20 protein-coding genes, 1 tRNA gene and 1 pseudogene are annotated in these 19,069 nt (G+C 71.2%); 17 read left to right on the top strand and 5 right to left on the bottom strand.

What is annotated here, in order from left to right; genetic code table 11:
- Window positions 1–43: 43 nt before the first annotated feature.
- From ABD993_RS02335 to ABD993_RS02325, 3 genes are all read left to right on the top strand, one after another.
- A complete protein-coding gene (locus ABD993_RS02335; RefSeq protein ID WP_345412170.1) occupies window positions 44–544 on the top strand; it encodes a hypothetical protein in 501 nt (166 codons plus the stop codon).
- A 203-nt stretch (window positions 545–747) separates the two neighbouring features.
- A complete protein-coding gene (locus ABD993_RS02330) occupies window positions 748–2,715 on the top strand; it encodes a bifunctional MFS transporter/dTMP kinase (RefSeq protein ID WP_345412169.1) in 1,968 nt (655 codons plus the stop codon).
- Window positions 2,712–3,857 (top strand): DNA polymerase III subunit delta', encoded by a 1,146-nt coding sequence (locus tag ABD993_RS02325; RefSeq protein ID WP_345412167.1) that lies wholly within the window; start codon window positions 2,712–2,714, stop codon window positions 3,855–3,857. The genes ABD993_RS02330 and ABD993_RS02325 overlap by 4 nt, the downstream gene beginning before the upstream one ends.
- Here the strand turns inward: ABD993_RS02325 and ABD993_RS02320 are convergent, their stop codons facing one another.
- Complete coding sequence (locus ABD993_RS02320; protein WP_345412165.1) at window positions 3,858–4,310, bottom strand: nitroreductase/quinone reductase family protein; 453 nt, start codon at window positions 4,308–4,310, stop codon at window positions 3,858–3,860.
- 61 nt (window positions 4,311–4,371) lie between these two features.
- On the opposite strand from ABD993_RS02320, the gene ABD993_RS02315 reads away from it, so the two are divergent.
- Window positions 4,372–4,986 carry a TetR/AcrR family transcriptional regulator gene (locus tag ABD993_RS02315; RefSeq protein WP_345412164.1) on the top strand — a complete coding sequence of 205 codons (615 nt, stop codon included), beginning with the start codon at window positions 4,372–4,374 and terminating at the stop codon, window positions 4,984–4,986.
- Between the two features lie 4 nt (window positions 4,987–4,990).
- Here the strand turns inward: ABD993_RS02315 and ABD993_RS02310 are convergent, their stop codons facing one another.
- The 3 genes from ABD993_RS02310 to ABD993_RS02300 all read right to left on the bottom strand — a co-directional run bounded on the left by ABD993_RS02310 (window position 4,991) and on the right by ABD993_RS02300 (window position 6,032).
- Window positions 4,991–5,164, bottom strand: coding sequence for a hypothetical protein (locus ABD993_RS02310; protein WP_345412163.1), 174 nt, complete (start codon window positions 5,162–5,164; stop codon window positions 4,991–4,993).
- Complete coding sequence (locus tag ABD993_RS02305) at window positions 5,128–5,688, bottom strand: glycosyltransferase family 2 protein (RefSeq protein WP_345412162.1); 561 nt, start codon at window positions 5,686–5,688, stop codon at window positions 5,128–5,130. Before ABD993_RS02305 ends, ABD993_RS02310 begins: the two co-directional genes overlap by 37 nt.
- 65 nt (window positions 5,689–5,753) lie before the next feature.
- Window positions 5,754–6,032: a glycosyltransferase family protein gene (locus ABD993_RS02300; protein ID WP_345412216.1), complete on the bottom strand. Its 279-nt coding sequence runs from the start codon at window positions 6,030–6,032 to the stop codon at window positions 5,754–5,756.
- Window positions 6,033–6,151: 119 nt separating this feature from the next.
- Here ABD993_RS02300 and ABD993_RS02295 point away from each other — a divergent pair, with 119 nt between their 5' ends.
- From ABD993_RS02295 to ABD993_RS02280, 4 genes are all read left to right on the top strand, one after another.
- The gene (locus ABD993_RS02295) at window positions 6,152–6,430 is read left to right on the top strand and encodes a hypothetical protein (RefSeq protein WP_345412160.1); all 279 of its coding nucleotides are present in this window, start codon (window positions 6,152–6,154) and stop codon (window positions 6,428–6,430) included.
- Between the two features lie 563 nt (window positions 6,431–6,993).
- A tRNA-Thr gene (locus ABD993_RS02290) sits at window positions 6,994–7,070 on the top strand.
- 282 nt (window positions 7,071–7,352) lie between these two features.
- Window positions 7,353–8,669 (top strand): tyrosine-type recombinase/integrase, encoded by a 1,317-nt coding sequence (locus tag ABD993_RS02285; protein ID WP_345412159.1) that lies wholly within the window; start codon window positions 7,353–7,355, stop codon window positions 8,667–8,669.
- Window positions 8,666–9,565, top strand: a complete 900-nt coding sequence (locus ABD993_RS02280; protein WP_345412157.1) for a 1-aminocyclopropane-1-carboxylate deaminase/D-cysteine desulfhydrase — start codon at window positions 8,666–8,668, stop codon at window positions 9,563–9,565. The genes ABD993_RS02285 and ABD993_RS02280 overlap by 4 nt, the downstream gene beginning before the upstream one ends.
- On the opposite strand, the gene ABD993_RS02275 is transcribed toward ABD993_RS02280, so the two are convergent.
- On the bottom strand, window positions 9,524–10,600 hold the full coding sequence (locus ABD993_RS02275; protein WP_345412155.1) for a helix-turn-helix transcriptional regulator: 1,077 nt from the start codon (window positions 10,598–10,600) through the stop codon (window positions 9,524–9,526). The genes ABD993_RS02280 and ABD993_RS02275 overlap by 42 nt on opposite strands.
- A gap of 254 nt (window positions 10,601–10,854) precedes the next feature.
- On the opposite strand from ABD993_RS02275, the gene ABD993_RS02270 reads away from it, so the two are divergent.
- The 9 genes and pseudogenes from ABD993_RS02270 (at window position 10,855) to mobF (ending at window position 19,042) form a co-directional block, all read left to right on the top strand.
- Window positions 10,855–11,115, top strand: coding sequence for an excisionase family DNA-binding protein (locus ABD993_RS02270; protein WP_345412153.1), 261 nt, complete (start codon window positions 10,855–10,857; stop codon window positions 11,113–11,115).
- 7 nt (window positions 11,116–11,122) lie between these two features.
- Window positions 11,123–11,332, top strand: a complete 210-nt coding sequence (locus ABD993_RS02265; protein ID WP_345412152.1) for a hypothetical protein — start codon at window positions 11,123–11,125, stop codon at window positions 11,330–11,332.
- A pseudogene (locus tag ABD993_RS02260) lies at window positions 11,329–11,550 on the top strand (WhiB family transcriptional regulator); the annotation flags it as partial. The gene ABD993_RS02265 and the pseudogene ABD993_RS02260, both read left to right, overlap by 4 nt.
- Before the next feature lie 245 nt (window positions 11,551–11,795).
- Window positions 11,796–12,314, top strand: a complete 519-nt coding sequence (locus ABD993_RS02255; RefSeq protein ID WP_345412150.1) for a hypothetical protein — start codon at window positions 11,796–11,798, stop codon at window positions 12,312–12,314.
- Between the two features lie 3 nt (window positions 12,315–12,317).
- On the top strand, window positions 12,318–14,153 hold the full coding sequence (locus tag ABD993_RS02250) for a type IV secretory system conjugative DNA transfer family protein (protein ID WP_345412148.1): 1,836 nt from the start codon (window positions 12,318–12,320) through the stop codon (window positions 14,151–14,153).
- Window positions 14,154–14,156: 3 nt separating this feature from the next.
- A complete protein-coding gene (locus tag ABD993_RS02245) occupies window positions 14,157–14,573 on the top strand; it encodes a hypothetical protein (protein ID WP_345412146.1) in 417 nt (138 codons plus the stop codon).
- Complete coding sequence (locus tag ABD993_RS02240; protein ID WP_345412144.1) at window positions 14,570–15,223, top strand: hypothetical protein; 654 nt, start codon at window positions 14,570–14,572, stop codon at window positions 15,221–15,223. Before ABD993_RS02245 ends, ABD993_RS02240 begins: the two co-directional genes overlap by 4 nt.
- A complete protein-coding gene (locus ABD993_RS02235; protein ID WP_345412142.1) occupies window positions 15,220–16,098 on the top strand; it encodes a hypothetical protein in 879 nt (292 codons plus the stop codon). The genes ABD993_RS02240 and ABD993_RS02235 overlap by 4 nt, the downstream gene beginning before the upstream one ends.
- A gap of 202 nt (window positions 16,099–16,300) precedes the next feature.
- The gene (mobF, locus tag ABD993_RS02230) at window positions 16,301–19,042 is read left to right on the top strand and encodes a MobF family relaxase (RefSeq protein ID WP_345412140.1); all 2,742 of its coding nucleotides are present in this window, start codon (window positions 16,301–16,303) and stop codon (window positions 19,040–19,042) included.
- The last annotated feature ends 27 nt before the right edge of the window (window positions 19,043–19,069 follow it).

Genomic DNA, 19,069 nt, shown 5'->3' with positions numbered 1-19,069 from the left:
CGTGACGGGCCGGGCACCGCCTCGCGGCCTACCATCGCTGACCATGTCCGAGGTCCCCCGCGCCGACGTGCTCACGCGGTGGATCGGGCTGCTCCCGTTCCCGCGGGGCCCGAAGGGCGGGCCGTGGGAGACGGGCCGACACGATCCGGCGCGGGAGCAGCCGGTCGAGCCCGCCGGTCCGGCCGAGGACGTCGGGTCGGCCGCGGTGGTCGAGTCGGCCGCGGTCGTCGTACCGCCGCCGGTCGAGGTGCTCCCCCCGCTCGTCCCCGCGCCCCCACCGCTGCCGCCCCGGGCCCCCGACCTGGGCCGGATCACCCCCGCACCCACGCTCGTCGGGCGGGGCGCCCGGCGGGGCAGGGCCGCCGAGCCGCGCGGCGCGGTCGTCGACGGGATCGAGCACCGGCCGCCGATCACGACGGACGAGGGGCTGGGGCTGTCCCGGCGGCTGCGCGGGCGGCTCGGCTCACGGGCCTTCGCGCTGTTCTTCCTGGGCGTCTACCTGCTCATCGTCCTGCAGCTGATCTACGTGCTGATGAACGGCTGAGAGCCGCGGACCGGTACCGGAACCGGAGTGTCGGTGCGCCCGTCTACCCTGGTCGACGGTCCGGGCGCTCTCCCCGCAGCCTCGGCCCGGTCCGCAGCCTGTTGCCGCACGGGGAGTGGAGGTGGTCCTCGATCGGCGCCGAGATCCCGGGGGTGGGCCCTGCCGCGAGCAACCCGGCCCCCACCGCGCACCGTGTCCGCAGCGTGCTGGCCATTCCGGCCTTCCGCAGGCTGTGGGGCGTCACCGCCGTCACCGCGACCGGCGAGTGGCTGTCGCTGCTCGCGCTGACCTCGCTGGCCACGCAGCTGACCACCGGCTACGCGGCCCAGAGCTTCGCACTCGGCGGGGTCGTGGCCACCAAGCTGCTGCCCGCGCTGCTGCTCGGCCCCCTCGCGGGCGCCCTCGCCGACCGCTTCGACCGGCGCAAGGTCATGGTGACCTGCGACGTCCTGCGCTTCTGCCTGTTCGTCTCCATCCCGCTCGTCGGGTCGCTGTGGTGGCTGTTCGCCGCCACCTTCCTGATCGAGATGTGCGCGATGTTCTGGATCCCGGCGAAGGACGCGTCGGTCCCGAACCTGCTCCGCCGCAAGGACCAGGTGGAGACGGCGAACCAGCTCGCGCTGGTGGTCACCTACGGCGTGTCCGTGCTGATCGCGGCCGGGCTGTTCACCGTGGTCTCCAGCATCGGGCACCTGCTGCCGGGGGAGGACGGCTCCGCCGCGCTGACCACGGTCTACATCGCCCTGGTGCTGGACGGCTGCGCCTTCCTGCTCTGCGCGATCATCGTCTGGTTCCGCATCCCGGAGATCTCCGGGCACACCGACCGCAAGGACGCCGAGGCCCCGCCGAAGCTGCTCACGCTGCTGCGCGAGGGCTTCCAGTACGTGGCGACCACCCCGCTGATCCGCGGCCTGGTGCTCGGCATCATCGGGGCGTTCGCCGCCGGTGGCGCGGTGATCGCGTCGGCCAAGCTCTACGCGGCCAGCCTCGGCGGCGGGGACGCGGCGTACTCCGTGCTGTTCACGGCCGTGTTCGTCGGGCTCGCGGGCGGCATGGCGGTGGCGCCCAAGCTCGCGCACAAGCTGCCGCACAACCGGCTGTTCGGCACCGCGATCGTCGGGGCGGGCGCGGCGCTGCTCATCGTGGCGGTGTCCGGGTACCTGTTCATGGCGATCCTGGCCGTGGCCCTGGTCGGCGGCTTCGCGGGCATCGCGTTCCTCACCGGGCTCACGATCATCGGCTCCCAGGTGGCGGACGACATCCGCGGCCGGATCGTCGCGTTCGTGCAGTCGCTGGTGCGGCTGGTGCTGCTCGGCTCGATGTCGCTGGTCCCGGTGCTGGTCGGGCTGGTCAGCACCCGCTCGATCACCCTGTTCGCGCACACCTTCACGGTGGACGGCACGCGGTTCGTGCTGGCGGGCGGCGGGCTCGTCGCGGCGGTGGTCGGCACGCTGGCCTACCGGCAGATGGACGAGCGCCGGTTCGAGCCGCTGCTGCGGGACATGCTGTCCGTGCTGCGCCAGGGCAAGCCGCGGCGCGGCTCGGGCACGCTGATCGCGGTCGAGGGCGCCACCCCGGCCGAGACGGCGGACCAGGCCGCCCGGCTGGCGGCCTCGCTGCGCGGGCAGGGACACGTCGTCGTCGAGTCGGAGGACAGCGAGCGGGACGCGTCCCGCTGGGCCGCGGCCACCCGCGAGGCGAACCTGTCCGGGGCACGGGCCAAGGCCCTCGCGGCGGCGGCGATCCGCGCGGACATCGTGGAGCGGATCATCCGGCCCGCGCTCGCCGAGGGCGCGGTCGTCGTCGTGGACCGGTTCATGGCCAGCCCGATCGCGCAGTTCGGGGTCGCGGCGGACCGGATGGACGCCGAGCTGGAGCCCGGCGAGCTCGAGCGGCTGGCCGCGTGGTCCACCGGCGGCCTGCGACCGGACGTCTCGGTCCTGCTGGACCGGGAGGCCGCCGCCGGGTCGGGCGCGATCGCGGGCGAGGAGCACGTGCGGGTGCAGCGGCTGCTGGCCGGGTTGGTCGCGGCCGAGCCGCACTCCTACGTCGTCGTCGAGGCCGAGGGAGCGCCGGAGGAGGTCGCGGGGCGGGTCTTCGCCGGCGTCGAGCCGTCCCTGCCGCCCGCCCCCGAGCAGCCCGCCGACCTCCCGCGGGTCTCCGGGACATGACCGTCTGGGGAGACGTCGTCGGGCAGCCCGAGGCGGTCGCCGAGCTGAGCCGCGCGGCCGCACTGGACACCTCGATGACGCACGCGTGGCTGTTCACCGGCCCGCCCGGCTCCGGCCGATCCAACGCCGCCCGGGCCTTCGCCGCCGCGCTGGAGTGCGAGTTCGGCGGCTGCGGCGAGTGCACCGCCTGCCACACCGTGTTGGCGGGCACCCACGCGGACGTCCGCGAGATCGTGCCCGAGGGACTGTCCATCTCGGTGGCGGAGATGCGCAACCTCGTGCAGCTCGCCGCGCGCAGGCCCTCCACCGGCAAGTGGCAGATCCTCGTGATCACCGACGCGGACCGGCTCACCGAGGGCGCCTCGAACGCGCTGCTCAAGGCGGTGGAGGAGCCCGCGGACCAGACCGTCTTCCTGCTGTGCGCGCCGTCGGACCATCCGGAGGACGTGCCCGTCACCATCCGCTCCCGCTGCCGGGTCGTCTACCTGCGCGCGCCGGCCCCGGAGGCCATCGCGGAGGTACTCGTCGAGCGGGACGGCATCGAGCCCGAGACCGCGCACTGGGCCGCGTCGGTCTCCGGCGGGCACGTCGGCCGCGCCCGCAGGCTGGCCCGAGACGCGGATGCCCGGCAGCGCCGGGAGCGGATCCTCGGCGTCCCGCTGCGGCTGCGGCACCTCGGGGACGCGTTCGCCTTCGCGGACGACCTGGTCCGCGAGGCCGAGAGCGAGGCCTCGGACATGAGCGGGGCGCGAGACGCCTCGGAGCGCGAGGAGCTCGCCGTCGCGATGGGGGCCGGCGGCACCGGGAAGGGCGCTGCCCAGGCCGCCCGGGGCGCGAAGGCCGCCGAGCGCGAGCTGGAGAAGCGCCAGAAGTCCCGCAACACCCGCACTCAGCGGGACGCGCTGGACCGCGCACTGGTCGATCTCGCGGGCTTCTACCGGGACGTCCTGGTCAGCGGGTCGCCGGTCGCGCTGATGAACCCGGACCGGGAGTCGGAGGTCGCGCAGGCCGCCCGCGAGTGGAGCCCGGAGTCCGCGCTGCGCAGGCTCGAGGCCGTCCTCGCCTGCCGCGAGGCCCTGGAGCTCAACGTCAAGCCGCGGATCGCGGTGGAGGCGATGATGACCCGCCTCCAGCAGGGTTGATCAGCGCCCCCAGGGACGCAGCCGAACCAGGGTGATCGTGCGGGACACGGTGGCCTGGTAGCCGTCGAAGTAGCCGCCGACCTGCCGGAACCGCTCCCACACCGCGGCCCGCTCGGCGTCCGGGATCGCCTCGGCCACGACCGCCCACCGCTCGCCGCGGATCTCGACCTCCGCGTACGGCGTGGTCTGCAGGTTGAGCCACCACTGCGGCTCCGCGTCCACTCCGCCGTTCGACGCCGCGACCAGCACGTCCTCCCCGTCCCGCAGGTGCAGCAGGGGTGTGGTGAACCGGCGACCGCTCCGGCGGCCGGTGTGGGTGAGCAGGACGAGGTCTCCGCCCCGGAACCGCCACAGTCCGCGCCCGCGCGTCTTCCGCAGCAGGGCGGTGTGGAGTGAGCCGATTCTCCGCATGAGCGCGGTCAGGCGCTGGTCCTTCTTGGTCAGGGTGGTCATGGCGTCTCCTTTTCGCTGTAGCGCCGATATTATGAATTGAGCAGTGGTAGAGTCAATCCCCGTGGTGAGGACGTACCGCTCGGCACTGCGCGAGGAGCAGGCCCGGCAGACGCGCTCCGCGGTGCTGGACGCGGCGGGCCGCTGCTTCCTGCGCGAGGGCTACGCGGCCACCACCATGAAGGCGATCGCCGCCGAGGCCGGCGTCTCGGTCCAGACCGTGTTCAGCCAGGGCGCGAAGTCCGCGCTGCTGCTCGCCGCCGTCGACCGCAGCCTCGTCGGGGACGACGTGGAGGTGCCCCTCGCCCGCCGCGAGGGCTTCAGCAGGCTGGTCGAGGAGTCCGACCGGGAGGCCAAGCTCGAGCAGCTGCGTCGCGTGGCGCTGGAGGTGCTGCCGATGGCGGCCCCGATGATGTGGGTCTTCCGCGAGGCCGCCGGCGCGGACCCGGAGATCGCCGAGGCGTGGACGGAGTACGAACGCCGCCGGTTCACCGACTACCGCGCGGTCGTCGAGTCGTTCGGCCCGTGGCTGCGCATGGACCTCGCCCGCGCCGTGGACCTCTACTGGGCGCTGGCGAGCTTCGAGGCCGTCGACAAGCTGCTCCGCGGCCGGGGCTGGACCATCGAGGCCTACGCGGACTGGGTGGTGGAGCTCGTCGACCGGCTGTTGCTGGACTGACCCGTCAGCTCAGCACGGCTGCCGACCGCTGCTCGAACCCGGGGCTCGTCGGCGGCGGGACCCAGGCGATCACGAGCTGCACCATCCCGACGGCGGCGAGCACCCGGCCCGTCCGACGGTCCGTGTTCCGCGGGATCGACATCAGCGCCACCAGCGTGAACAGCACGTACGCCGACACCGGCGTGAACCGCAGCCGATCCATACCGCCACGACGGACACCAGGTAGCCGATCAGCGCCGCCGGGAAGCGGATCGCGTAGAGCATGGCTACGGCCAGGAAGAGCAGGACGTGCCACAGCGTCTCGTCGACGGTCCCGGCCGCCGCGAGCAGGCCGGGCCACACGCCGTCACGGAAGGCGAAGACGTCCGGGTTGGTGGTCACGAGGGTCTGCTTCAGGCTCGCCGTCCGCACGCGCCGGACCGGGTGCCGCAGGTGCACCAGCAGCGTCTGCAGGTAGCCCTTGATCCAGCGGGAGCGCTGCCGGACCCAGTTGCCGGGGGCGCGGTTGGCCTCCTCGAACGTCGTCGAGTTGATGACGCCGACGGTGTGTCCGAGCGCCGCCGCCCGGATGCCGAGGTCGGCGTCCTCGGTGACGTTGAACGGGTCCCAGCCACCCAGCCGTCGTAGGGCGGCGGTCCGGAAGTGGTTGGACGTGCCGCCGAGCGGGATGGGCAGGCCCAGCCGGTCCAGCCCGGGCAGCATGAAGTCGACCAGAACGAGTACTCGGTGGTGAACATCCGGGTCAGCCAGTTGTCCGCGGCGTTCCACTAGTTCAGCGCGGCCTGGACGCAGACCAGCCGCTCGCCGCCGCGTCCGAAGGCGACCACGGCCTTCTTGGGCTGGTCGGCGTCCGGCTTGTCCTCGGCGTCGTGGATGACGAGGTAGTCGCCGCGGGCCAGGAACAACCCGACGTTGCAGGCCTTGGGCTTCGTCTGCGGGTGGCCCGGCGGGATGATCAGGAAGGTGACGTTGCGGGGCGGGTTCGCAGCCTTCGCCGCTTCGATGGTCTCGGTGTCGGACTCCTCGAGCAGCAGCAGGATCTCCAGCTTCTCGGCGGGGGTAGTCCAGCCCGCCGAGGTTGTCGATCAGCTGCGCGACGATGTTCGCCTCCCGGAACACCGGCACGAGCACGGTGTAGACCGGCAGGTCCTGGTCGCGGAGCGCGGTGACCTCGTCGTCGGTGACCTGGACGTGGTTCTCCTGCCGCACCCCGACCATGCAGACGACGAACTTGAACGTCACGCTGACCAGGAATGCGAGCGAGACGACCGCGAGCAGCGCGATCAGCGTGGCCCGCGGCGCCTGCACCAGCCCGCCGACCAGCACCGCGACCACGATCCACAGCACGACGTGCTGCGCCGGGAACAGCACCTGCCGCGCCGACTGTGCCCTGTCCCGTGCCCACAACCCCAGCGTCGCCTGCTCGACAACCGCCTCCCGGTAGTTGCGTGCAGGGCCTGCAGGACGTCCCAGTCGGTGGTGACGGCGAGGGTGACCGGCCTGCCCAGCACGCCTTCGATGTGGCGCCGCTCCTCGGTGGGCCGCTCGGAGGTCGCGACGAGCACGGTCTCCCGACCGTGCCTGGCGCAGGCTCCGTGTGGACCGGGAACCACCCCTCCGCCCCGAGCACCTGCGGGTCCAGCCCCTCGGACAGACCCCGCTCCACCGAGGTGGCGGCCAGGTCGACGTACCCGCTCTCCCAGGTCCGCGCCAACAACCGGTACAGCTCGGTCCGCTTGACGAGCCCGGCCGCGACCAGCACGGACCCCACCCGCACCCCGTTCCGCGCGGCCACCTCCACCGCCCAGTCCCGCCGCTCCGCGGTGACCAGCCCCTCGGCGACCAGCACGTCACCGATCCGCGGATCCGAGGCGACCGTCATGATCGAAGCATCGCCGCGACGGTCCAGACCGACACGCCGGGACCAGCTAAAGAGGACCCATCCGGGTGACGGGAGGGGGGCCGGTCGTGGTGGCGGAGCCGGTAGGTATCCTTGCAACGCACCACGCCGCCTTAGCTCAGTCGGTTAGAGCGACGCACTCGTAATGCGTAGGTCTGGGGTTCGACTCCCCAAGGCGGCTCCATAGAAGGAGCAGGTCAGCAGCCTGTTTCTCTCGCTAGAAGATCCACATCTGATCCGCCCGGGGCATGAGTAGGGGCATGTCCGAGGGTTTCTGGCTTAGCTTCTGCTCATGGCGAGGGGCTCAGTCGAGACGCGGAGGTCCGGTTTTCGCGCGCGTGTCTACGCGGGCAAGGACCCTGTCACGCACCAGCAGACATACCTGCGGGGCGAGAACCGACGAACCCGAGCGGAGGCCGAGGCGGACATTGAGCGCCTCCTCGCGCTAGCCGACACGGGCGAGAAGGTGGAACTCAAGCGCACCGTCGCGACTCTCTTGGATCGCTGGATGGAGACCGTCGATCACGAGCTGAGCACCGCTGAGACGTCCGCCGGCTACATCCGGCGCACGATCAAGCCCGCGCTCGGCGACATGCCAATCCGGAAGCTCCAGCATCGGGTGGACATCCTTGACAAGCTCTACACCCACCTCCGCCGGTGCAACCAGCTCTGCAAGAGCCCGTTGCCCGGCCATGTGTGCAAGCCGATGTCCGCGGGGGCGGTTCGCCGTGTGCACGCGATCCTCTCGGCTTCTCTGAACTACGGCGTGTCCTGGGGCTGGATAGAGCGCAACCCAGCTGACCACGCGCACCCGCCCAAGCTCGCCCGTCGTCAGGCCCTCCCACCGCGTCCGGAACAGGTCGCTGCACTTCTGAACGCAGCGGGTTCCGCTGACGAGGAGCTCGGAGTCTTCCTGTGGCTCGCGGTCACCACGGGAGCCCGCCGTGGCGAGCTCGTTGCGCTGCGTTGGTCGGACTTCGAGCTGGAGCGCGGGCTGTTGCGTGTCGGCTCGAGCTACGTCGTCCGTTCCGGGGAGCGCCGGCTCAAGGGGACCAAGACCGGCGAGGAGCGACTGCTGTCTCTCGACTCGGTCTCGGTCGAGCTGCTGACTCAGTTCAGGGTCACGCGAGAGGCCGGCCTCGCACCGGTCGGGCTGACACTCGCCGCGGACGCCTTCCTCTTCTCGCCGGATCCCGCGGGTGCCAACCCGTGGCACCCGGACCACTTCACTCACGCCTATCGGGACGTCGCGAACGGACTCGGCATCACCGAGCCTCTGAAGAACCTGCGGCACTTCAACGCGACGCAGCTCCTCGCAGCAGGCGTGGACCTGAGGACGACTGCGGGCCGGCTCGGCCACAGCGACGGCGGCGCCACCACGCTGCGGGTCTATGCGAGCTGGACCAAGCCGGCCGACCAGAGGGCTGCGGAGCTCTTGGCAGGTGACCTCACGACGCTGCGAGCGAAAGCAGCAGCCGCGGAACCTGTCGCGCGCCTCAGGGCGGGTCGTCGTCTCGCCAGCACGAGCCGTCCCCTCGCCGACTACGTCCGACCCGACGCGACGACGTACCTGGAGATTGCCTCGGCCCTCCGGATGGCCGTCCGCGCCAATGAGCTCGCGCCGGGCGATCTGCTCCCAACGGTCCCCGACATCGCCGCCCACTTCGGCCTTGCCCGCTCCACAGCCCAGCGCGCCGTCACGTCCCTGGGCCAAGAGGGCATCATCGAACGCAGCGGCAGCCGCTGGGTCGTCGCGAAGGGAGCACGTCCGGAGGCGTCATGACGGTCGAGAGCCACCTCGACGAGCTGAAGCTCGTCGTGCCCTCTCCCGTCCAGGAGATCCACGACGAGCGCCTCGAACGCCACGGTGTGCGGCTGCTTCTCAAGCGGGACGACCTCATTCACACCGACATCCCCGGCAACAAGTGGCGCAAGCTCAAGTACAACCTGAAAGACGCCGAGGCAGCCGGCCAGACCAAGCTCCTGACCTTCGGCGGCGCCTACTCCAACCACATCCGCGCAGTTGCAGCCGCGGGCTACTACTTCGGCTTCGAGACCGTGGGCGTCATCCGGGGCGAGGAGCACCTGCCCCACAATCCGATTCTGGCCTATGCCGCCACCCGCGGCATGACGCTGGCCTACATCGACAGGGACCGATACCGGATCAAGACGTCGGACGAAGTCCTCGGCCCGCTGCACGAGCGGTTCGGGGAGTTCTTCCTCGTCCCTGAGGGTGGAAGCAACGCAGCAGCTGTACGCGGTGTGGCTGAGCTGCCGGCTGAGATCGACTTTCCCTACGACGTCCTCTGCGCGCCGGTCGGTACGGGAGGGACATTGGCCGGCCTCGCGTGTGCTGTCCCGAGCGGAGTGCGGGTGCTCGGCTTCTCCTCGCTCAAGGGCGGCGCGTTTCTCGCCGATGATGTGCGTGGGCTTCAGGGAGTAGCGGGGCAGGTCACCGACAACTGGGATCTGCAGTTGGACTATCACTTCGGCGGCTTCGCTCGACGCCCGGCCGAACTGCGGGAGTTCGCACAGGACTTCGAGGTCAGGCACGGCGTAGACCTTGAGCTGACGTATGTCGCGAAGATGTTGGCGGGCATCGTCGACATGGTCTCGATGCGGCAGTTCCCGTCTGGGTCAGTCATCGTCGCGGTGGTCACCGGTCCACCAGAGGCCTGAACTAGGAGACGTTCGCCTGGTCAGGCGCGCGATGCGAACTAACTCGGCAACGCTGTCCGAGGTGAGCGACCTGGATTCGAGGCGAAGCTCCCAGGTGCCGTTGTTGATCTGGAACCTTTTTCCGAAGCCGAGCCACCGGCCTGTCATCTGTCCACCGGACTCAATCAGCAGTTGCATCGCGCCTCGGTAGACCGCGCCCTTGTAGTAGCCCGTGGGTGAGGTCTTCTCCTCCCACGTACCGGTCGCGCTGATGCCGTCGAGGGCGAGTTCCATGCGCAGCTCCGAGCCGGTGCTGTGCGGCAGGCTCTCGACGCTCAACGCGTTGCCCTGCTGCCGGATGACGACGTAGTGAGTCGACGCGAGCTCCTGCCCGCGCCCATCGCTGTAGAAACTGTACTCGCTCTTCCAGACCCCGGAAAGGTCGAGCGTCCCGGGAACGGCCGCTGTGGCGGGCCGTGGGGCATCGACAGTGGGCGTAGCCGCGGCCAGGGTGAAGGCGAATCCCAGCTTCACCAGCAGAGACCGCCGGTCGAAGGCCGGATCGAGCTGGCTCACCCAGATCGCGAGCTGTTCGGCGACGTCCTGCGCGGGGGCGCGCTCAAGCCGCTCGGCGAGTTCGCGGAGCGCAGCGCGGCCTGCACCAACGTCGTCGCTGGTGTCCTGTGATAGCTCCTGCTCACCTGTGGTCACCACTGCTGGCAAGCGTGCCAGCTCGGTTCGGGCCCGCTGCACGGGGTCGGCCGCGCGATGGTCGCCGACGTCGACGAGCAGGTCTGTGAGGTGGCAGGCGTAGATCTCCGCGAGCCTCGCGAGCACTTCGAGCGACGGCTCGTAGCCAGACTCCGCAGGCCACCGCTCCCAATACGAGATGTTTTTGAAGGTCTTGGGATCGTCCGGCCACAGCTCGTTCCAACGATCCGCGACGTCCCCCTGGCTCCATCCGTGCGCGACGCGCAGCGCTACGCGCGCGTTGACCCGGTAGGTCTCGCGGAACTCGGCGGCAACCTCGGTCCACGTGTGGCCGTCGTTGCGCATCTCGCGCGACCGCTGGATCTGAAGCTGTCGCTGACTTCGGGGCCGTGCCGCCATCTCGCCTGCCCCCTCTCGGCGGTTGAGGTCAGTCTAGACGATCCTTCCCTGTTTGGCGGGGAAATTCTGCCCATCAAGCTGGCGCCTACGCAGGGTGTTTCGCACTCACGTTCCGTCGTTTCCTGATGTCACTCCCAGGACTTCACGGGCAACGGACTCTCGCCGCCCCGACGGTCCTCCCAGAACCAGGAGGCGACCTCGTGAACGAACCGACCGCCCACCCGTTGATGACGATCCATGCCGCCGCGCTCGCCCTCGGCTGCTCGGACATGACGATCCGCAGGAAGGTCGAGGCGCGCGCCTTCCCCGCAGTGAAGATCGGCTCGAAGGCATTGGTGCCGCGGGCCTTCGTTGAGCGGCTGATCGCCGACGCGCTGGCTGGGAGAACCGTTGTCGTCGAGGAGTACGCCGCCGCGTGGGCGGCCGAGGCCACCGCGATGCGCGAGGAGCGTCATGCCTAGCCCCGGGGTGCTGATCTTCCTCGCGGTCCTTGGAGCCTTCCTATGCGCCAGGGCGAGGCTGGCAGGAGCCGCGATCGCCTTCTCGCTCATCGCCTTCCTCGTCCTCGTCGCGACGCCGCTCGGACAGGCCATTCCTGACGCTGCGGCCACGTTCTTCTCAACGCTCGACGGCGCCTCGACTCCGGTGCTCAATCAGCCCGGAGGTGAGCAGCCGTGAGCGAAGTCGACTGGCGCGACAGTGCCGCATGCGCCGATGAAGACCCTGAGCTCTTCTTCCCCGTGATCGAACGGGGAGAACACGCGGTCACCGAGATCGCTGCGGCCAAGGAAGTCTGCGCTCGGTGCCCGGTGCTCATGAGGTGCAGGGCCTGGGCGCGTCGCTCGCTTCCATACGGCATCGCTGGCGGTCTGACCGCCGACGAGCGACGGGAGCTGCCGGTTCCCGCGGAGGTTCTGAAGCCGAGTGGGCGGCTCGGGCCGCCCGTCCTGGGTGATCGGCGCGAGGTTGCGGCCGCAGGACGACTAGCCATTCAGCGTGGCGCGCGTCCCGCCGAGGTCGCCGCCCAGTTCGCCGTCACACGGCGGACTGCGACCCGGTGGGCTGCGCAGGTTCGCGCCCAGTCGGACAAGGAGCGAGGGGCCGAGAACCACGAGCGGGCGAGCTGCGTGAGGAGTGGTCGGTGATGGCGCCCATTGGTGTCGGCCGTCGGCTGGAATCTCTGGCCTTCGAGATTGCAGCCGAAGAGTTCGACGGCGAGATCGTGGTCGAACCGATTCCCGGCTACCAGATGCTGACACGTCAGCGCCTTGTGGATCCGCTACCTGGGGTGCGTGCCGCGCGGGCGTTGGCGAGCGCCGCCCGCGGTCTGCTCGTCGAGCAGGTCCGGGACGCCCGCGCCGCTGGCCGTTCGTGGGACGAGGTCGGGGAGGCGTTGGAGCTGTCGGACGGTACGACCGACGACCCGCGTGCCGAGGCGGCGTTCGCCGAGGTCGTCGAGGGTCGACGAGCCGAGCCCACTTGGCACTCGTTTCGGACCCCATCGACCTACTGGCGCTGCAGATCCTGCGGCGAGCTCGTGACCGACTACGGGCCGATCGGTAGCTCGCACCCAGATGACCAGGAATCCGGACACGCGACGACCTGCACCCGTCATCAAGCAGCGCTCGCGAGATGGCGCGCAGACACAGGATGGGACTGACCGATGGACATGTTGTGGAGCCCGACCGCGGTCCTGCTGATTGGTTTGGTCGCAGCCGCCGCACTGGCTTGGACACGCCGAGCTCGAGGCATCGCCCTCGTAATAGGCCTGTTCGCATTGCTGCCCGCGTTGACGATCCTGCGGGCGCTGCCGTGGCCGCTGCTGCTCGTGCCCGCCCTCGGGCTGCTGATCTTCCTGCGGTATCGCTGGACGCGATCGGCGTCGGTCGTCTCCCGGTGGGGAGCCCGGTCCCGGCGGAAGTCCGGGGTGGCCTCCTCGGTCGACATCGTGCGGTTCGGTGGGTCCGCAGCGATGTTGCGCCGCGCTCCCACCGTGCGCCCGTCTCTGGAGACGTTGTCTCGGTGGGAGCTGATGACCCTCCCAGTGCCTGAGGTGGCGGTGCGGCTGTGCCGCTCGGGTGGGCAGTGGGTGTGGGCGTCCAACGAGGACGTCGTCGTCTCGGTGGGTGGGCCGCGGTCGGGGAAGTCCGGGTGGCTGGCCGGGCAGATCATCGACGCCCCCGGCGCCGTCCTCGCGACGAGTACTCGCCTGGACCTCCTCGAACTGTGCACCCCGTACCGGGAGCGCAAGGGCCCGGTCCTGGTGTTCAACCCGGCCGGACTCGGCGAGCTCGCCTCGACGGTCACCTTCGACCCGCTGACCGGCTGCCAGGACCCCGTCTCCGCCGCCGAGCGCGCGGCGGACCTGCTCTCGGCTGTCTCGTCGTCGGGGGGTGGGGATCGGGAGTACTGGGAGTTGCAGGGCCGCCGGGTGCTGGAGGCGCTGCTGCACGCCGCGGCGTTGGGGCATCGGTCGATGCGGGAGGTCATGGACTGGACCGCCGACCCCGAAACGGCGCGTAAGGAGGTGACGGCGTTGCTGCGTCGGTCGCCGGAGCCGGGGTTCGGGGTGTCGTTCGAGCAGTTCGTGACCACCAACGACCGCACCCGGACCTCGATCACCTCGACGATCATGCCCGCGCTCGGCTGGCTCACCTCCGCACCCGCCAGGGCCGCGGCCGCGCTCGGCCCCGAGGGTGCGCGCCCCCTCGATGTCGGTGACCTCCTCGCGGTGCGAGGGACGGTGTTCCTGCTCGGCGGGGAGGAGTCTCCGACCGCGCCACTGGTGTGTGCGTTGACCGGGTTCATCGCCCGCGAGGCTCGCCGGATCGCCGCGACCAGGTCGGGCGGGCGTCTTGACCCGGGTTTGCGGCTCGCGCTCGACGAGGCCGCCTTGATCTGCCCCGTTCCGCTGGAGTCGTGGACTGCGGACATGGGCGGGCGTGGGGTGACGATCCTCGTCGTCGTCCAGTCCCGCGCCCAGCTGCTGGCCCGCTACGGCGCCCATGGGGCGGCGACGATCCTGAACAACGCCGGCGCGGTGATGGTGTTCGGCGGGACCCGAGACCGCGACGATCTGCAGTTCTGGTCCACGTTGACCGGGGAGCGGGACGAGCCTGCCGACACCCTCGACCCGCGCGGGAACACCGTCGCGCGCGGCACCCGCAAGACCTCGGTGCTGTCGCCGGCGCAGATCGCGAACCTGCCCGCCGGGAAGGTGCTGGTGATCCGCCGTGGCATGCCGCCGGTGGTCGGGTGGGCCCAGATGGCGTGGCGGCGCCGCGACGTGCGCTGGACCCGTCTCGCCCGTCGCCGCCCGAGCACCGCGGGCCTGGTCGTCCGGGGCGTCGACAAGGTCCCCGCGGCCCGCTGGGTGCTGCGGCGCTGCGTGCCCGGTTGGCCGGGCCCGCAGTTCACCCGACCCGCCTCGCCCGCGCTTCCGGGTGACGTGCTGGTCGTCGACGGCGAGATCGTCCCGACCCCCGCGAGAGAGGAGTAGCCCATGTCCGACAACGCGTTCTCGATGCAGGGCTGGCCCGAGCCCGGCCAGGACTTGGTGCCGCTGACCCGCGGCGAGGCAGTCGAGCTGCTCGCCGAGCAGACCGGCCGTTCCCGGGAGGTCGCCGAGACCATGGTCCGCGACTACCTCGCCGACACCAGCGCCCGCCTGGGCTACTCGGTGCACCGCTGGGGCCTCGACTCCGGAGACGTCGCGGAGATCCGCCGCGACTACGAGTGGATCGACTACGAGGTCGGAGAGAACCCCGCCGACGCCCGCGCCCGGGCCGCGGTCAACGCCGCCGGATGGGCGGCGACCGCGGCCGGGGTCGATCGCGAGCACAGCCCTGGCTACACCGCGCGCGCCGACCAGCAGGCGGCGATGTGGGCCGAGCGCGCCGAGGACGGACGGTCGGCATGATCCCGCCCAACCCCACCAAGCCCGACGCCGCGACGGCCGGGCTCGCCCGCGAGGTCGACGGCCTCCGACGACTGGTCACCCCGCTCCCGGCGCGGGTTGACACCCTCTCGGGCCTGGTCGCCGAGCTTGGGGAGACCGTCGCCGCGTTGGCTGCGCGGAAGCCGTCGACTCCGGCGCCGTCGTGGCTGATGGCCCCGACCGATGTCGAGGTCACCGGGCGGCTACTCGACGAGCTCGCGGGCTGGCTCGGACAGGTGTACCTGCGGTACCCGGACGCGGTCGAGTCGTTCCCGGACTGTTGGTGCTGGCACCCGCACGTCGTGGAGGAGCTGCTCTGGCTGATGCACGCCTGGGCCGCGGCCTATCAGGGCCCGGCGGCGTCGGTGGCGTTGGCGGGGGACTGGCACGACCGCCAACGCCCCGGAGTGGTCCGGAGGATCAAGGCCGCGGCGGGGGTGTGCTCGCGGGAGAACCACCAGACCCGCCCCGGCTGGCCGAACCAAGTCACCGGCGCCCCCAGCGTCCCCTCCGAGGCCGACCTGGACCGCCTCGGGCAGTGGTGGGCCGAGGCTCGCGAGGAACCCGCTCCCGAGCCCCCGCCGTCCCCGGAGGCCCGCGTCGGCGCGGCGCTGCGGGGAGGTGCGCGATGAGCTGGAAGCGATCAGTCGTGTGGCTGCCCGGCCTCGCCGTCGCGATCGGCGCCGCGGTCGCGACCGCCCACGGTCTCTACGAGGTCGCGATGGCCTCGCGGGTGCCAGGCCCGATCGCCTGGCTCTACCCGTTGATCACAGACGGGCTCGCGCTCGTGGCCTACACCGCCACCGCCAGGCTGCAGGGTTCGGCGGCCCGCTACGCGTGGACCGTCGTCGTGGTCGCCGCCGGGATGTCCGGGCTCGCGCAGGCCGTGTTCCTCGCTGGTGAGGCGGGGGCGTTGGCGGCGCCGCCGTGGCTGCGGTTCGCCATCGGCGCGTGGCCCGCGATCGCCGCCGCGGTCGTCGCGCACCTGCTCTACCTGCTCGCCGCCCCTGAACACGTACAGCGCCCGGACACCGCGGGAGGGCGTTCAGCGGTGCCGAGTGTTCAGCGTTCAGCACCAGGTGTTCAGGCGGTCTCGCCCGGGCTGAACAGCGGGCTGGGCTACGTGCCCGGGCCCAGCGTTGAGCCGGTGGCCGAGGTCGAGCGTTCAGGGGTTCCGGCTGTCCTGGACGGCGGCGGTGAACACGTCGAGGGACGCGACCCGGCTGAGCGAGCAGCGGCGGCTCCGTCCCCTGCGCGGGACCGCGCCCAAGAGGTCGCGCTGGCCCACCGGGCGGCACATCGGGAGTGGCCCACGGTCTCCGAGCTCCAGGACACCGCGGGGGTCTCGCGCGGCACCGCCTCCGCGGCGCTCAAGGCGCTGCGCGACGACCACAGCGGCCCGGAAACCACGCCGATCGCCCTGCACCTGATCACCACCACGAGCGACCAACACCTCCACGACCCCGACTCCAGCTCCTCCGATTCCCAGAAGAAGAGCAACCGATGACGACCACGACCAACGACCTCAACAGCAACCACAACTACTCCAAACGAACTACTCAACGACCAAGATCGAATGACTCACACCTATGCATCACGATCCGAAGGGGCCGTCCGACCTCTGGCCGCGCGGGACGGGCGAGCGTCGGTGCAGCAGTCATTGTCGATCTTCTGGCCGCCCCCTTCATGATCGTTTCGAGGTGGTTCGCGTGCTGACCATCGGTCCCGGCTATAGCCCCGACTACCTGCTCAAGGAGGTCGCCACCGGACGCGAGAACTACTACACCGGCGCGGTCACCGACGGCGAGCCGCCGGGCCGTTGGTGGGGTCGCGGCGCCGAGCAACTCGGCTTGACCGGGCTCGTCGACGCGCAGGACATGCGGGCGGTGTTCGAGCGGTTCCTCGACCCCCGCGCCGAGGGCTTCCGCGACCCGGCCCGCTGGGACGAGGTAGCCACGCTGGGCCACACCGGCCGGAGGTTCAAGACCGAGGAGGAGCTGTACAGCCTGGCCCTTGAACAGGAGCCGAACGCCTCCCCTGAACGCCGGGCCGAGCTGAGGGTGGAGGCGGGCAAGAAGGTGCGGCAGAACGTGGCGTTCCTGGACGTGACGTTCAGCGTTCAGAAGTCGGTGACCCTGCTGCACACCGCGTTCAACGCCGAAGAGCAGAAGGCCCGTACAGCGGGCGACGTCGAGACGGCCGAGGCCTGGGGCAGGTTCCGCGGTGCAGTGGAGGATGCGATCTGGGCGGGCAACAACGCCGCGCTGGAGTACCTGTCCAAGAAGGCCGGGTACTCCCGCATCGGGCATCACGGCGGCGCCGCGGGCCGCTACGTGGACGCGCATGACTGGGTCGGGGCGTCGTTCTTCCAGCACGACTCCCGCGATCACGATCCGCAGCTGCACATCCACAACCCGATCCTCAACCGGGCCCAGGGTCCGGACGGGCAGTGGCGGACCCTCGACGGCCGCTCGATCTTCCGATGGCGTGGCGCCGCCGGGGCGGTCGCCGAGCGCACCACCGAGGAACGGCTCAGCCACGCATTGGGGGTTCGGTTCGCCACCCGCCCCGACGGCCGCTCCCGAGAGGTGGTCGGGGTGGCACCGGAGGCGACCGCCCTGATTTCGTCACGCCGCCGCGATGTCACCGCGAAGGCCGCCGAGCTGATCACGGCGTTCGAGGAACGGTTCGGGCGCGCCCCGAACGGGCTGGAGCGTGACCGGCTGTCGAGGCAGGCCACCTTTGCGACCCGGCGGCTGAAGACCCACGACGGCGAGACCCGTGCCCAGCTCCTCGATCGCATCGACATCACCCTCAGGTCGGAGGTCGCCGATGGGCTTGCCGGTGTCGCCCGCTCGGCCCTGGACGCGCGGGGTCCGGGACCGTCGGCGGAGTCGTGGTCGCCGCAGGCGGTCATCGAGACCGCGCTCGCCGACGTCCAGTCCCGCAAGTCGGGGTGGACCCGCTCAGACCTCACCAGGACGATCAACGCCGCCCTGCCCGACCATCTCGGCCTCGCCGACGGTGGCGATGTCGCGAAGCTGCTCGACGAGCTGGCCGACGAGGGCCTGCGCTACGCCGTCGCACTCGACGCCGAACGCCCTGGCGCCTCGGCGCTCCCCGCCGAGCTGCAGCTCGCCAACGGCGACTCCGCCTACCAGGCCCCCGGCGGGCAATTGTTCGCGACACCGGACCAGCTGCGCACCGAACGCATCCTTGTCGCCGCCACCGCAGATCGCGACGGCCCTGCCCTCGCGCCGCACCAGGCGGCCCGCTTCCTCGAGGGGCTGCGCGAGTCGGGGATCGAGCTCGGTGTGGACCAGGCCGCCGCCGTCCGCGGAGTCCTCACCTCCGGGGCGCGGCTGGAGTCCCTAGTGGGTCCGGCGGGGACGGGGAAGTCGTTCGTGGTCGGCACCCTTGCCAAGGCATGGACCGACCCCGCTCTGCACGGGGAGGCGGGGGAGCGGCGGGTGTTCGGGCTGGCGACCTCCCAGGTGGCGACCGACGTGCTCGCCGGTGAAGGTCTGACCTCCCGCAACGTCGCCCGCTGGCTCGCCACCCAGGGCCGGCTCGCCGCACCCACCGCCGAAGCTGGCGCTCACTCTGAGGACTCGGCGTGGCGGCTGCGGGCCGGGGACATGGTCGTGGTGGACGAGTCCGCGATGACCGACACCGCCGCGATGGCCGCGATCCACACCCATGTGGACAACGCCGGGGCGAAGCTGCTGCTGGTCGGGGACCACAAGCAGCTCGCCGCCGTCGGCGCTGGCGGCGGGATGGAGCTCCTCGCTGGCGCCGGGGCGCGCTACGAGCTCGCCGACGCCCGCCGGTTCACCGCCGACTGGGAACGCGCCGCATCCCTGCGACTGCGGGCTGGAGATGAGCGGGTGCTGGCCGACTACCACCGCCACGGGAGGCTGCTGGACTCTGGAAACCCGGAGCAAGCCGAGGCCTCGGCCTCGCGAGCTTGGCTGGCCGACACCCTCGCTGGCCGAAGGTCGCTGCTGCTGGTCGACACAAATGAACGAGCGGCCCGGCTGTCGGCGCAGCTGCGTGCCGAGCTGGTCCGGCTGGGCCGGGTCGCCGAGCAGGGTGTCCCGCTGGGGCTGCATGGCACCTACGCCGGTGTCGGGGACCTGGTCGAGGCGAGGGCGAACGGCTGGCACCTGGCCGGGGTCGAGGGCAACCGCCGCGGCCCGATCAACCGCGAGACCTACCAAGTCACCGCCGTCCGCGACGACGGCGCACTCGAAGTCACCACTCGAGACGGGCAGCCAATAGTGCTGCCTGCCGACTACGTCGCGGAGAACGTTGCGCTCGCGTACGCGTCGACCGTGCACTCCGCCCAGGGGGCCACGGTCGACACCAGCCACACAGTGGTCACCCCACGCACCGCCCCCTCGGCCCTCTACGTCGGCATGAACCGTCCTGGCCGGTGGAGAGGCTCCTGATCTAGCAAGGAGACTGGAGCTGTGGGA

Source organism: Pseudonocardia xishanensis (assembly GCF_039541715.1).
Classification (GTDB): domain Bacteria; phylum Actinomycetota; class Actinomycetes; order Mycobacteriales; family Pseudonocardiaceae; genus Pseudonocardia; species Pseudonocardia xishanensis.
Note: the sequence above shows the minus strand (reverse complement) of the source record. Positions and strands in the feature narration are given on the sequence as shown.

Coding starts and splice junctions, on each gene's coding strand:
- ABD993_RS02250 (WP_345412148.1), top strand. CDS start 12,318: ATGGACATGTTGTGGAGCCCGACCGCGGTCCTGCTGATTGGTTTGGTC.
- ABD993_RS02245 (WP_345412146.1), top strand. CDS start 14,157: ATGTCCGACAACGCGTTCTCGATGCAGGGCTGGCCCGAGCCCGGCCAG.
- ABD993_RS02280 (WP_345412157.1), top strand. CDS start 8,666: ATGACGGTCGAGAGCCACCTCGACGAGCTGAAGCTCGTCGTGCCCTCT.
- ABD993_RS02335 (WP_345412170.1), top strand. CDS start 44: ATGTCCGAGGTCCCCCGCGCCGACGTGCTCACGCGGTGGATCGGGCTG.
- ABD993_RS02320 (WP_345412165.1), bottom strand. CDS start 4,310: ATGACCACCCTGACCAAGAAGGACCAGCGCCTGACCGCGCTCATGCGG.
- ABD993_RS02325 (WP_345412167.1), top strand. CDS start 2,712: ATGACCGTCTGGGGAGACGTCGTCGGGCAGCCCGAGGCGGTCGCCGAG.
- ABD993_RS02275 (WP_345412155.1), bottom strand. CDS start 10,600: ATGCGCAACGACGGCCACACGTGGACCGAGGTTGCCGCCGAGTTCCGC.
- ABD993_RS02240 (WP_345412144.1), top strand. CDS start 14,570: ATGATCCCGCCCAACCCCACCAAGCCCGACGCCGCGACGGCCGGGCTC.
- ABD993_RS02305 (WP_345412162.1), bottom strand. CDS start 5,688: ATGCTGCCCGGGCTGGACCGGCTGGGCCTGCCCATCCCGCTCGGCGGC.
- ABD993_RS02235 (WP_345412142.1), top strand. CDS start 15,220: ATGAGCTGGAAGCGATCAGTCGTGTGGCTGCCCGGCCTCGCCGTCGCG.